We start from the raw sequence: 13,791 nt of genomic DNA on the forward strand, positions 1-13,791 counted from the left end.
GGGAGGGTGTGAGCGATCACATTCGCAGGTCTAGGGCTCGGTGCCTCGGCAGGCTCCGCACGGACGGCACGCCGCAGTGTCGGGCGGTGACCACAACGGTTACCGAACGGTTATGCGGAATGCCGGGTCGGGGCTTGCGGGAGAGGTGCTGACACCGCTAGACATTGACACAAGCAAACATGTATCAACAAGAGTCAACAGCCCGACGGTGGGCTGGCACGACCCGACGACCCTCGGCACGGCGCCGAGGTCGCATCTCAAGGAGGAGAGCATGTTCAGCACGACCAAGGCGCGCACGCGTCTGACGGGTGTCCTCGCCGGCGTGGCGGTCCTCGCGCTCGCGGCGTGCAGCAGCGGGGGCGGCAGCACGGACGACAGCAGCAACGACGCGGGTGGCGACGGCGGCAGCGGCGACACGATCGTCGTCGGCTTCTCGCAGGTGGGCGCCGAGTCCGGCTGGCGCGCGGCGAACACCAAGTCCATCCAGGACACGCTCACGGCCGAGAACGGGTTCGACCTCAAGTTCTCCGACGCGCAGCAGAAGCAGGAGAACCAGATCCAGGCGATCCGCTCCTACATCGCGCAGGGCGTGGACGTCATCGCGTTCTCCCCGGTCGTCGAGTCCGGCTGGGACGCGGTGCTCGAGGAGGCCAAGCAGGCCGGCATCCCCGTGATCCTCACGGACCGCGCCGTGGACTCCGCGGACGACACCCTCTACGAGTCGTTCATCGGCTCCGACTTCGTCCTCGAGGGCGAGATGGCCGGTGACTGGGTCTCGGAGAACGTCGCGACCGAGCCCATCAACGTCGTCGAGCTCCAGGGCACCACCGGCGCGGCGCCCGCGATCGACCGCAAGACCGGGTTCGAGAACGCCACGAAGGACAACCCGAACGTCACGATCATCGACTCCCAGACGGGCAACTTCACGCGCGCCGAGGGCAAGACGGTCATGGAGGGCTTCCTCCAGGCGCACGACGACATCGACCTCGTCTACGCGCACAACGACGACATGGGCCTCGGTGCCATCGAGGCCATCGAGGCCGCGGGCCTCGTCCCGGGCGAGGACATCAAGATCGTCACCGTCGACGCGGTGAAGGACGGCATGCAGGCGCTCGCCGACGGCAAGATCAACTTCATCGTCGAGTGCAACCCGCTCCTCGGCCCGGACCTGGCGGAGATCATCAAGAAGGTCGTCGCGGGCGAGGAGGTCGAGAAGCGCATCGTCGTGGAGGACCAGTCCTTCACGCAGGAGCAGGCCGTCGAGGCGCTCCCGACGCGCGAGTACTGACCGGCTCGGCGGCCCTCTCGGAGCGATCCGCGAGGACTCCCGCCCGGCGGGGCCGGTCCACGCCGACCGGCCCCGCCACCACGGACGGGTCGCGCGCCGGGAGAGCACGTCTCCCCGGCGCGCGGCCGACGCACCACCGCCGGCATGCCGACGTCGCCGGCGTCCTGAGGCGACCCGGGGCCCGGCAGCCCCGTCGCCACCGCTGCACGGAAGGTCACCCATGACTACCGCCGTCCCCGACGGTCGACCCGTCGTCGAGATGACCGGGATCTCGATCGAGTTCCCGGGCGTCAAGGCGCTCGACGGAGTCGACCTCACGCTCCGGCCCGGAGAGGTCCACGCCCTCATGGGCGAGAACGGCGCCGGCAAGTCGACGCTCATCAAGGCGCTCACGGGCGTCTACTCGATCGACTCCGGTCGCATCGTCGTCGACGGCGCCGAGCACACGTTCTCCGGCCCGGGCGAGGCCCAGGCCGCCGGCGTCTCGCCGGTGTACCAGGAGGTCAACCTCTGCGAGAACCTCTCGGTCGCCGAGAACATCATGCTCGGCCACGAGCCGCGCCGCCTCGGCGCGATCGACTGGCGCACGACGCGCCGACGCGCGGGCGAGATGCTCGCCCGCCTCAACCTCGACATCGACCCGGCCTCGTCGCTCGCGGCCCACTCGCTCGCCGTGCAGCAGCTCGTCGCGATCTGCCGTGCGCTCGTCGTCGAGTGCAAGGTCCTCATCCTCGACGAGCCGACCTCGAGCCTCGACGCGGACGAGGTCGCCCAGCTCTTCGCCGTCGTGCGGCGGCTGCGCGACGAGGGCGTCGCGATCCTCTTCGTCTCGCACTTCCTCGAGCAGGTCTACGAGATCTCGGACCGCATGACGGTCCTGCGCAACGGGAAGCTCGTCGGCGAGTACGTGACCGCGGAGCTCCCGCGCCTCGAGCTCGTCTCCAAGATGATCGGCACCTCGCTCGAGGTGCTCGAGGAGCTCGAGGAGGCGCCCAAGCGCTCCGTGGCCGACCGCGACGGGACCACCCCGTTCGTCCAGGCCCTCGGCGTCGGCCGCAAGGGCTCGGTCCAGCCGTTCGACCTCGACGTGTACCCGGGCGAGGTCGTGGGCCTCGCCGGCCTGCTCGGCTCGGGCCGCACCGAGCTCGCGCGCCTGCTCGCCGGCGCGGACCGCGCCGACTCGGGTCAGGTGCGCGTGGGTGGCGCGCCCGCACGCCTGCGCACGCCGCGCAGCGCGATGCAGCGCAAGATCGCGTTCTCCTCGGAGCACCGCAAGGCCGAAGGGATCGTCGGCGACCTGACGATCCGCGAGAACATCGTGCTCGGGCTCCAGGCGGAGCGCGGCTGGGCGCGACGCCTGCCGAAGAAGCAGGTCGACGAGATCGTCGAGACCTACATCAAGGCGCTCGCGATCCGCCCCGGCAACCCGGACGCCCTCATCAAGAACCTCTCGGGCGGCAACCAGCAGAAGGTGCTCCTCGCGCGCTGGCTCGCGACGGCCCCCAAGCTGCTCATCCTCGACGAGCCGACGCGCGGCATCGACGTCGGCGCCAAGGCCGAGATCCAGAAGCTCGTGGCCCAGCTCGCGGGCGAGGGCATGTCGGTCGTCTTCATCTCGGCCGAGCTCGAGGAGGTGCTGCGGCTCAGCCACCGCATCGCCGTCATGCGCGACCGGGTCAAGGTCGCGGAGATCACCAACGACGAGGACGTCACGGTCGAGGACGTCGTCGAGCTCATCGCGAGCGGAGGGCAGGAGTCATGAGCACCACGGCACCCGCCTGGCAGCGCGCCGTCCAGCACCGGCTCTTCTGGCCGATCGTCGCGCTGGTCGTGCTGCTGGCGGTCAACACCATCAACCGGCCGAGCTTCCTGTCGATCCGGCTCCAGGACGGCCACCTCTTCGGGTCGCTCGTCAACCTGCTGAAGAACGGCGCGCCGCTGCTGCTGGTCGCGCTCGGCATGACGCTCGTCATCGCGACGCGGGGCATCGACCTGTCGGTCGGCGCGGTCGTCGCGATCTCCGGGGCCGTGGCGCTGAGCTTCATCGCATCGTCGCCCTCCCCGGACAGCCTGACCACGGTCCTGGTGGCCGTCGGCATCGCGCTCGCGCTGTCGTTCGTCCTCGGCGTGTGGAACGGCTTCCTGGTCTCGGTCCTCGGGATCCAGCCCATCATCGCGACGCTCGTGCTCATGACCGCGGGCCGCGGCGTCGCGATGCTCATCACGGGCGGTCAGATCACGACGGTCAACAGCGCGCCGTTCAAGGCGATCGGCTCCGGGTTCTGGCTCGGGATCCCCGTGGCGGTCGTCCTCGCGGGCGTCGTCTTCGTGGCGGTCGCGCTGCTCACGCGCCGGACCGCGCTCGGCATGCTCATCGAGTCCGTCGGCATCAACCCCGAGGCGAGCCGCCTCGCCGGCGTCAAGTCGCGCAGCATCATCTGGACCGTCTACGCGGTGTGCGCCCTCTTCGCGGGCCTCGCGGGCCTCATGATCTCCTCGAGCACCATGGCGGCCGACGCGAACAACGCCGGTCTCTTCATCGAGCTCGACGCGATCCTCGCCGTCGTCATCGGCGGCACGTCGCTCGCCGGCGGCAAGTTCTCGCTCTCGGGCACGCTCGTCGGCGTCCTCATCATCCAGACGCTCACGCTCACGGTGACGATGCTCGGCATCTCGCCGTCGGTCACGCCCCTGTTCAAGGCGATCGTCGTCATCGCGGTCTGCCTCGCGCAGTCCCCGAAGGTGCGCGACATGGTCGCCGCCCGACGACGTCGCGCGGCCCCGACGGCCGCCGCGGCCGCGGAGGTGAGCGCCTGATGTCCGCCGTGCAGACCCCTGCCCCGACCTCGCCGCCCGACCCCCGGGGCGCCGAGACCGCCACCCCCGGAGGCCCGAGAATGACCGAGCGACTCACGAGCCGCTTCCGCCTCGACCGGCGCTACCTCCCGGTCCTCGGCACGTTCGCGGTGCTCGCGCTCATGCTCGTGGTGGGCGGCAGCCGGTACGAGAACTTCCTCTCGGCCCGCGTCATCTCGAACCTCTTCATCAACAACTCGTTCCTCATCGTGCTCGCGGTCGGGATGACCTTCGTCATCCTCACGGGCGGCATCGACCTGTCGGTCGGCGCGGTCGTGGCGCTCTCGGGCATCACGACGGCGTCCCTGCTCCAGAGCGGCTGGCCCGTCGCCGTCGTGCTCCTCGTCTCGGTCCTCATCGGGACCGTCCTCGGCCTCGCGGTCGGGTTGATGGTGCACGTCTTCGACATCCAGCCGTTCATCGCGACGCTCGCGGCGATGTTCCTCGCGCGGGGCCTCTGCTACGTGATCTCGCTGCAGTCGATCCCGATCACGGACGAGTCGTTCGTCGCCCTGGCGGGCTGGAGCCAGGAGTTCGGCGACGGCTGGCGCATCACGACCGCGGTCATCATCGCCCTGGTCGTCGTCGCGATCGCGTTCTACGTGCTGCACTACACGCAGTTCGGCCGCACCGTGTACGCGATCGGCGGCGGCGAGCAGTCGGCGATGCTCATGGGCCTGCCCGTCGCACGCACCAAGGTGCTCGTGTACGTGGTGAGCGGCACGTGCGCCGGCATCGGCGGCCTGCTGTTCGCGATGTTCTCGCGGTCCGGCTACTCGCTCACGGGCGTGGGCATGGAGCTCGACGCGATCGCCGCGGTCGTCATCGGCGGCACGCTGCTCACGGGCGGCACGGGCTTCGTGCTCGGGTCCGTGCTCGGCGTGCTCGTGCTCGGCCTCATCCAGACGATCATCACCTTCGAGGGCACGCTGAGCTCGTGGTGGACCAAGATCGTCATCGGCGTGCTGCTCCTGGTCTTCGTGATCCTGCAGCGCGTGCTGGTCGTCAGGCGGAGGTGAGCCGTCGGTGCCGGGCCCGGCCGCCGCGGCGTCCTCGTGACGTCGTGGCGGGCGCGGGCCCGGCGCCGCGGCCGTCTGCCCGGGCGTCTCGCCCGGGTTCACCGGAGCTGGACGGGGGCCGGCACCCCTGGGTCGGCCGGGCGCACGCCCGGCCGGCGGTGTGTCATGACATGACCCTTGTCGAATGTGAGCGTTCACACTAGGCTCGGCCACGATCCTGTTAACGCTCACACGCAATGGTGCGTGTCTCTCGACGATGAGAGGAAGCCCATGGATACGTCCTTCCACCCTCCACGGCCCCGCACGGCCCGCCGCCGGGCGGTCGCGCTGGCCGTCGCGACCGGCCTGGTCGGCACGGTCGCGCTCGCGACGTCGGTGCCCGCCACCGCCGCGGAGCCCGACCTGCCGGACGGCGCGTGGGTCGACGCGTTCGACGGCGCCGGCCTCGGCCCCGACTGGACGGTCGTCAACCCCGTTCCCGAGGCGCTGTCCGTCGCCGGCGGGAAGCTCACGCTCGCGTCGCAGCCCGGCGACACCTACCAGGACGCGAACAGCGCGAAGAACGTCGTGCTGCTCGACGTGCCGGCGGGCGACTTCACCGTCGTCACGCACGTGGAGGCGCCCGTCGCCTCCGTCTACCAGGGCGCGGGTCTCGTCGCGTGGCAGGACATGGACAACTACGTCCGGTCCGGGCTGACCTTCGTGGGCGACCTCTCGCCGTCGGGCCGCGCGATCGAGAACGACGTCGAGACCGGCGGCGTCTTCACCGCGGCCGCCTTCACGGACCGCCCGGGCTCCACCGGGGAGACGCTGCGCATGCAGCGCACCGGCGACACCATCGCGACGAGCTTCTGGGACGGCGCCGCGTGGCAGCCCGCGGGCTCCGTGACCGTCGACTTCCCGACGACGCACGTCGGCCTGTACGCGCTCGCCGCGCAGAACGGCACGTCGCACGCGGCGGCGTTCGACTACGTGGCGCTCCAGGCCGCCGAGGGCGCCGACCAGGTGCCCGACGGCGCGTTCACGCTCGCGGGTCCCGGCGACGCCCGGTACCTCGTGGCGACCGACGACGGCCTGGCCCTCGACGACGAACGCCCCGCGACGACGGTCGCGCTCGCCGCGACCGGGGTCGACGGCCCCGACGGCACGTCCCCGGTCACGCTCACGGCGGGCGACCGCCCCGTCGTCGTGACCGGCGCGTCCCGGCTCTCCCTCGGAGCCGCGGGCGACGACGCGACCGCGCTGCGGCTCACCGACGCGGGCGGCGGCACGGTCTGGCTGCGCGACGCGGCCGACCCGGAGCGGTACGCCGGCGTGCGCGCGTCCGACGGCGCGCTCGTGCTCGGCCCGCGCGACGCGGCCACGAAGCTCACGGTCACGCCCGCCACGAGCGCGGACCACGAGATCACCGTGGACCTCGCCGGCGAGCGCACGGAGATGAGCGACGAGCTGTACGGCATCTTCTACGAGGACATCAACTACGCGGCCGACGGCGGCCTGTACGCGGAGCTCGTGCGCAACCGGTCGTTCGAGTTCACCTCCCAGGACAACGGGTCGTTCACGGGGCTCACCGCGTGGAGCGCCGCGAACCGCGGCGGCGCGACGGCCACGACGCAGGTCGTGAACGACGCCGGGCGGCTCAACGCGACGAACCGCACCTACCTCAACCTCACGACGACCGCCGCGGGCGCCGGGGTGCGCAACGCCGGGTACAACACGGGCCTGTTCGTCGAGGAGGGGGAGTCGTACGACTTCTCCGTCTGGGCGCGGTCGGCGACGGCGCAGACCGTCACCGTGCGCGTCGAGGACGCCGCCGGGACCACGGCGTACGCGACCGGCCAGGTCGCCGTCGACGGCTCGAACGCCTGGAAGAAGTACGACGTCACGCTCACCGCGACCGGCACGACGAACGCCGGGCGGCTCGCGCTGCTCTCCGGCGCGGCGGGCACGCTCGCGCTCGACCAGGTGTCGCTCTTCCCGCAGGACACGTGGGTCGGGCCGGTCAACGGGAAGTCGGTGCTCCGCAAGGACCTCGCCGAGAAGATCGACGCGCTCGACCCGCAGTTCCTGCGCTTCCCCGGCGGCTGCGTGACGAACGTCGGCACGTTCCGCACGTACGAGGAGTCGGGCTTCACCGACCGTCGCCGCACGTACCAGTGGAAGGAGACGATCGGCCCGGTCGAGGAGCGCGCGACCAACTGGAACTTCTGGGGCTACAACCAGTCGTACGGCATCGGGTACCTCGAGTACTTCCTCTTCGCGGAGGACCTCGGCGCGACGCCGCTGCCCGTCGTGTCGGTCGGCGCCAACGGCTGCGGCAGCACGATCCCCGAGATGACGGACCCGGCGCAGATCCAGCGCTGGGTGGACGACACGGTGGACCTCATCGAGTTCGCCAACGGCGACGTGACGACCGAGTGGGGCGCCGTGCGGGCCGAGCTGGGCCACCCCGAGCCGTTCGGCCTGAAGTACGTCGGCCTCGGCAACGAGGAGAACACGAAGACGTTCGAGGCCAACTTCCCGGCGTTCCGCGACGCGATCGCGGCCGCCTACCCGGACGTCCAGATCATCTCGAACTCCGGCCCGGACGACACGGGCCAGCGCTTCGACGAGCTCTGGGAGTTCAACCGCGAGCAGGACGTCGACCTCGTCGACGAGCACTACTACAACGACCCGCAGTGGTTCCTCGAGAACGACGAGCGCTACGACTCCTACGACCGCGAGGGGCCGCACGTGTTCCTCGGCGAGTACGCGTCGCGCGGCAACACCTTCGCCAACGCGCTCGCGGAGGCGTCGTTCATGACCGGTCTGGAGCGCAACTCCGACGTCGTGCGGCTCGCGTCGTACGCGCCGCTGCTCGCGAACGAGTCGTACGTCCAGTGGTCGCCCGACGCGATCTGGTTCGACAACGACGAGTCGTGGGGCTCGGTGAACTACTACGTCCAGCAGATGTTCTCCGCGAACGCGGGCGACGAGGTCGTGCCGAGCACGCACGCGGGCCCGGTGCCCGCCGACGCGACGCTCGACGGCGGCGTGTTCCTCTCCACGTGGAACACGGCCGCGCAGTACGACAACGTGCGCGTCACCGACAACGCGAGCGGCGAGGTGCTCTTCGCGGACGACTTCGAGTCCGGGGCGTCGCAGTGGGAGCCGCAGTCGGGCACCTGGGCGGCGCAGGACGGCGCCTACGTCCAGTCGGCGACGAACGTCACCGACGCCCGGTCGATCGTCGCCGGCGCATACGCGAAGGACTGGTCGAGCTACACGCTCGAGCTCGACGCGCGCAAGACGTCGGGTGCCGAGGGCTTCCTCGTCGGCTTCGCCGCGGGCGGCCCGAACGACTACTACTGGTGGAACCTCGGCGGGTGGAACAACTCGCGCCAGGCCCTCCAGCGCGCGTCGGGCGGGAGCGCCAACGAGGTGAAGGCCGTCGAGAACCACTCCATCGAGGCCGGCCAGCCGTACCACGTCAAGGTCGTCGTCGAGGGCTCGACCATCGAGCTCTACCTCGACGGCGAGCTCCAGATGTCCTACGAGCAGCCGTCGACCAAGTCGCTCTACCAGGTCGTCACGCGCGACGACGACACGGGCGACGTCGTCGTCAAGGTCGTCAACCCCACCGCGACCGCGGCGCGCACGCAGGTGCACGTCGAGGGGCTCGGGGCCGGCACGAGCATCGCGTCCGAGGCGACGGTCACGGAGATGGTGGGCGCGCCGTCGGACACCAACACCAAGGCCGACCCCGAGCGGGTCGTCCCGGTGGAGCGGACGCTGACGGGCGTGGGGGAGGAGTTCTCCTACGAGTTCCCCGCGCACTCGATCACGTTCGTGCGGCTGCACGCGTCCGACGCGGCGCCCGAGCTCGACCTCGCGGTCGAGGTCTCGCCGCGCTGCCTGGCGGGGAAGGCGTACGTCGCCGTGCGCGCGACGAACGGCGAGGACGTCCCGGTCTCGGTGACGCTCTCCACGCCGTTCGGGCAGAAGACGGTCGCGGACGTGGCGCCGGGCAGGAACGCGTACCAGTCGTTCGCGGTGCGTGCGACGTCGGCCCCGGCCGGCACCGCGACCGTCACGGGCACGGCGCTGGTCGACGGCGACCAGGTCACCACGACCGTCGACGTCGCCTACGACGCGCTCGACTGCGGCTGACCCCGAGGTAGAGCCCTGGTCGCCCGAGGTAGAGCCCTGGTACCGCGAGGTAGAGGCGTGGTCATGACCACGCCTCTACCTCGGCGGACCACGTCTCTACCTCGGCGACACAGCGGCTGAGCGGAACTCTTCCCTCGTGGCCGGTCCGGCAGGCCACGAGGGCGCGGCCCGCGCCACCCGCGCGGGCCGCCCCACCCGACGAACCCGTCCGACGCGCGGACGACGACGCCCGCGCGCGACCCTGAGGAGCAACGATGCACCCCCGACCGACCGACGGCGTCCGCCGTCGACCCGGCGGCGCGGCCCGGCTGGCGGCCGTGGCGGCCGCCGCCGCGCTCGCCGTGACCGCGTGGGCACCGTCCGCCGTCGCGGCCGACGCCCTGCCCGCGCCCGTCCTCGACCTCGCGTTCGACGGCGACGTCGCCGACGCGAGCTCCCTCGCCCACCCCGTGGCCCTGCGCGGCCACACCGGCTCCGTGCCGACCGGCTACTCCTACGTCGACGGTGTCGACGGGGAGGGCCAGGCCCTGCGCCTGAGCGGGAGCACGTACCTCGACCTCGGGTCGTCGACCGCGCTGCAGCCCGAGGACCTGACGCTCTCGTTCTGGGTGGAGCCCAGCGGCAAGCTCTCGGGCGAGCACGTGATCACGTGGAACAAGCGGGCCTACAACTCCGACGGCTGGTACCTGTCGTCCGAGTCGGACACGGTGCCGCTCGCGCTGTCGGTCGGGCCGGCGTCGGGCCAGCCGTACAAGGTCCGCGTCGCGAGCTCCGACCGTGCGGCGTTCTTCCCGGCGGACGAGTGGACGCACGTCGTCGTCACGTACGACCACGTGACGAAGGACGTCGCGTTCTACCGCAACGGCGAGAAGGTCCCGTCCACGGTGGCCAACGCCGTCGGCGGCGACGCGACGGGCGTGCTCGGCTCCGACCCGGCGCTGCCCAAGACGATCGGCTTCAACGGGCCGCAGTACAACGGCGCGTACCTCAAGGCGACGCTCGACGACTACCGCGTGTACGACGCCGTCGCGGACCTGGGCGACGTCGTCGGGCTGTACGAGGAGAGCGGGCGCACGGTCGACCGCGACGCCGTCGCGCAGGACGACGCCGACGCGCTGTCGCTGCCCGAGCGCGCGACCGTCGCGCTCGTGCTCCCGACGACGGGCTCGCGCGGGTCGACCGTGTCGTGGCGGTCGTCGCACCCCGACGTGATCGCGACCGACGGGACCGTGGTGCGGCCCGCGATCGGCGAGGACGACGCGCACGTCACGCTCACCGCGACGGTGCGCTACCTCGACGGCGAGCCCGTGACGCGCGACCTCGAGGTCGTCGTGCCGGCGTTCGTCGACGAGACGCCGCTCGAGGACACGGCGCTGCCGTCCGTGCTGCTCTCCGACGACTTCCTCCAGAACGCCGCGGCGAAGGAGCACGAGTACCTGCTGAGCCTCGACTCCGAGACGTTCCTCTACGAGTTCTACAAGGTCGGTGGGCTCACCCCGACCACGGCCGCCGGGTACGGCGGCTGGGAGCGCAGCAACGCGGTGAACTTCCGCGGCCACGCGTTCGGCCACTACCTGTCGGCGCTCGCGATGTCGTGGTCCTCGACCCGGGACCCGGAGACCAAGGACGCGCTGTTCACCGAGATCGAGGAGGGCGTGGGTGGGCTCGCGCGCGTGCAGGACGCGTACGCCGCCGCCCACCCCGGCTCGGCCGGGTACGTCTCGGCGTTCCGCGAGTCGATCCTCGACCAGGTGCAGGGCACCGGGGCGTCGGACGAGAACGTCATCGTGCCCTGGTACAACCTGCACAAGGTGCTCGCCGGGCTGCTCGACGTCGCCGAGTACGTCGACGGCCCCGTCGGGGACCAGGCGCTCGCCGTCGCGACCGACTTCGGGCTCTACGTCCAGGGCCGCGTGGCGAAGCTGCCGAGCACCGACGTCATGCTCCGCACCGAGTACGGCGGCATGAACGAGGCGCTGTACGAGCTGTTCGACCTCACGGGCGACGTCCGGATCAAGGAGGCGGCCGAGGCGTTCGACGAGGTGACGTTCTTCCGCCAGCTCGCCGCGGGCCAGGACGTGCTGCCGGGCAAGCACGCCAACACGCAGATCCCCAAGCTGCTCGGCGCGCTCAAGCGCTACCAGGTGTTCACGCAGAACCCCGAGTACTACGACCTGCTCACGCCCGCCGAGAAGGACGAGCTGCCGATGTACCTCGCGGCGGCGGAGAACTTCTTCGACATCGTGGTGCGCGACCACACGTACGTCACCGGCGCGAACAGCCAGGCGGAGCACTTCCACGCGCCCGGCTCGCTGCACGAGCGCGCCGACGAGCAGGGCACGGCACGCAACGCCGAGACGGCCGAGACGTGCAACGAGTACAACATGCTCAAGCTCGCGCGCGAGCTGTTCACGCTGAGCAAGGACGTGCGGTACGCGGACTACTACGAGAACACGTTCATCAACACGATCCTCGCGTCGCAGAACCCGGAGACGGGGACGACGACGTACTTCAACCCCATGGCGTCGGGCTACCACCGCGTGTACAACCTGCCGTTCACCGAGTTCTGGTGCTGCACCGGCACGGGCATGGAGAGCTTCTCCAAGCTCGGCGACTCGATCTACTTCACCGGCCAGGGCTCGGTGTGGGTGAACATGTACTTCTCCTCGACGGTCGAGCACGCCGAGCAGAACCTGCGGCTCACGCAGGAGGCGAACCTGCCGAACGAGGACACCGTGACCTTCCGCGTCGACGCGCTCGACGGCGGTGCGGTCGCCGAGGACGCGACGCTGCGGCTGCGCGTGCCGTCGTGGATCGCGGGTGATCCTGGCCTGGACGTGAACGGCGCCGCCGTGGAGCCGGTCGTGTCGCGCGGGTACGTCGTGCTGCCCGTCGCCGCGGGCGACGTCGTCCGGTACACGATGCCGATGGCGGCGTCCGTCGTCGACACCCCGGACAACCCGTACTTCGTGGCCTTCCGGTACGGGCCGGTCGTCCTCTCCGCGACCCTCGGCGAGGTCCCCGAGCCCGCGTGGCAGGGCACGGGCATCCTCGTCCGCTCCTCCACGCGCGACGCCGACGCCCAGACCACCATCACGGCGGCGAACATGGGCGCCGACGAGTGGAAGGAGCGCATCGCCGAGAACCTCGTGCGCGTCTCGGACGACGCCGAGGGCCGGGTGCAGCTCCGGCTGCGGAACACCGCCGACGGCGGCGACCTCGTCTTCACGCCCCACCACACCAACTGGGACGTGACCTACGGGCTCTACCTCAACCTCGACGAGCCGGACTCCGCGGCGTCGCAGGAGCGCATCCTGCGCGCCAAGGAAGCGCTGCGCGACGCCGACCGCACCGTCGACAGCCTGACGAGCTTCGACAACAACAACTTCGAGAACGCGAAGAACCTCCGGCAGAGCGGGTCGTCGGTCGGGACGTTCTCCGGCCGTCAGTTCCGCCACGCGAACGGCACGGGCTGGTTCAGCTACGACCTGATGATCGACCCGGCCTCGGCGTCGAACCACCTGGGCGTCACGCTGTACTCGGGCGACCAGGGTCGCGTCTTCGACGTGTACGTGAACGACGAGAAGCTGAAGACGATCACCACGGTCGCGAACGCCCCGACCAAGGACGAGCAGGGGTTCTACGTCGACACGACGCAGCTCCCCGCGAAGTACCTCGAGATCGGCGAGAACACGCGGTGGAAGGTCGACAGCGCGGGCGAGTACGTGCTCGACGAGGACGGCGAGCGCATCCCCGTGGTCACGGTGCGCTTCCAGGCGACGGGCGGCTGGGCCGGAGGCGTGTTCGGCGTCCGGGTCGACCGCGCGGCGTCCTACGACGCGACGCCCGGGCTCGCGGCGCTCGCGTTCGACACCGGCGCGCTCGCGCCAGCGTTCGACCCGGCCGTCACGGACTACACGCTCACCGTGCCCGAGGGCACGACGAGCGTCGTGCTCGACGCGGACCCGCACGTGCCGAGCGGCCTGGTCCGTGTCGACGGCGTGCTGATCGACGACACGCAGGCTCGCGTCGTGCCGCTCCCCGCGGACGGGAGCGCGCGGACCGTGGAGGTCGTCGGCGTCGCGCAGGACCACCGGACGGCCACGACCTACCGGGTCGAGATCGTGCCGGGGGCGGCGGCCGTCGTGCCGCTCGACGTCGAGGTCTCCCCGCGCTGCCTCGCGGGCAAGGTCTACGTGGCCGTGCGGGCGACGAACACGGGCGACGCGCCGGTGGACGTGACCCTGGCGACGCCGTACGGGGAGAGGTCCTACCCGGCCGTCGCCCCGGGCGCGAACGCGTACCAGTCGTTCGCCGCGCGCTCGGTGTCGGTCCCCGCCGGCACCGTGACCGTCACGGGCTCCGCGGTGCTCGACGGCCCCGACGGCCCGCGCGAGGTCACCACGGCGTACGACGTCCCTCTCGACGCCCGCGCCTGCGGCTGACGCCCGTCCCGCCGACGGAGCGACGCAGTCCGCC

The 13,791-nt window shown here is 71.2% G+C and carries 6 protein-coding genes; all 6 read left to right on the forward strand.

All coding sequences use genetic code 11. The features are described 5' to 3' along the window. Positions 1-271: 271 nt before the first annotated feature. The 6 genes from ACTJIY_RS07535 to ACTJIY_RS07560 all read left to right on the forward strand — a co-directional run bounded on the left by ACTJIY_RS07535 (position 272) and on the right by ACTJIY_RS07560 (position 13,757). Positions 272-1,288 (forward strand): ABC transporter substrate-binding protein, encoded by a 1,017-nt coding sequence (locus tag ACTJIY_RS07535; protein WP_253055028.1) that lies wholly within the window; start codon positions 272-274, stop codon positions 1,286-1,288. A gap of 220 nt (positions 1,289-1,508) precedes the next feature. Continuing rightward, positions 1,509-3,050, forward strand: a complete 1,542-nt coding sequence (locus ACTJIY_RS07540) for a sugar ABC transporter ATP-binding protein (protein ID WP_353707728.1) — start codon at positions 1,509-1,511, stop codon at positions 3,048-3,050. Continuing rightward, positions 3,047-4,105, forward strand: coding sequence for an ABC transporter permease (locus tag ACTJIY_RS07545; RefSeq protein ID WP_440674716.1), 1,059 nt, complete (start codon positions 3,047-3,049; stop codon positions 4,103-4,105). The genes ACTJIY_RS07540 and ACTJIY_RS07545 overlap by 4 nt, the downstream gene beginning before the upstream one ends. Before the next feature lie 80 nt (positions 4,106-4,185). Next, the gene (gene yjfF / locus ACTJIY_RS07550) at positions 4,186-5,163 is read left to right on the forward strand and encodes a galactofuranose ABC transporter, permease protein YjfF (protein WP_253055031.1); all 978 of its coding nucleotides are present in this window, start codon (positions 4,186-4,188) and stop codon (positions 5,161-5,163) included. Between the two features lie 270 nt (positions 5,164-5,433). After that, positions 5,434-9,312 (forward strand): alpha-L-arabinofuranosidase C-terminal domain-containing protein, encoded by a 3,879-nt coding sequence (locus tag ACTJIY_RS07555; RefSeq protein WP_440674717.1) that lies wholly within the window; start codon positions 5,434-5,436, stop codon positions 9,310-9,312. 254 nt (positions 9,313-9,566) lie between these two features. After that, a complete protein-coding gene (locus ACTJIY_RS07560; protein ID WP_440674718.1) occupies positions 9,567-13,757 on the forward strand; it encodes a beta-L-arabinofuranosidase domain-containing protein in 4,191 nt (1,396 codons plus the stop codon). Positions 13,758-13,791: the final 34 nt, after the last annotated feature.

This window comes from Cellulosimicrobium sp. 22598 (assembly GCF_052044445.1).
Lineage (GTDB): Bacteria > Actinomycetota > Actinomycetes > Actinomycetales > Cellulomonadaceae > Cellulosimicrobium > Cellulosimicrobium cellulans_G.

Bases quoted from the DNA above. Each gene is read 5' to 3' on its own strand.
- ACTJIY_RS07535 (WP_253055028.1), top strand. From the start codon at position 272: ATGTTCAGCACGACCAAGGCGCGCACGCGTCTGACGGGTGTCCTCGCC.
- ACTJIY_RS07540 (WP_353707728.1), top strand. From the start codon at position 1,509: ATGACTACCGCCGTCCCCGACGGTCGACCCGTCGTCGAGATGACCGGG.
- ACTJIY_RS07545 (WP_440674716.1), top strand. From the start codon at position 3,047: ATGAGCACCACGGCACCCGCCTGGCAGCGCGCCGTCCAGCACCGGCTC.
- yjfF (WP_253055031.1), top strand. From the start codon at position 4,186: ATGACCGAGCGACTCACGAGCCGCTTCCGCCTCGACCGGCGCTACCTC.
- ACTJIY_RS07555 (WP_440674717.1), top strand. From the start codon at position 5,434: ATGGATACGTCCTTCCACCCTCCACGGCCCCGCACGGCCCGCCGCCGG.
- ACTJIY_RS07560 (WP_440674718.1), top strand. From the start codon at position 9,567: ATGCACCCCCGACCGACCGACGGCGTCCGCCGTCGACCCGGCGGCGCG.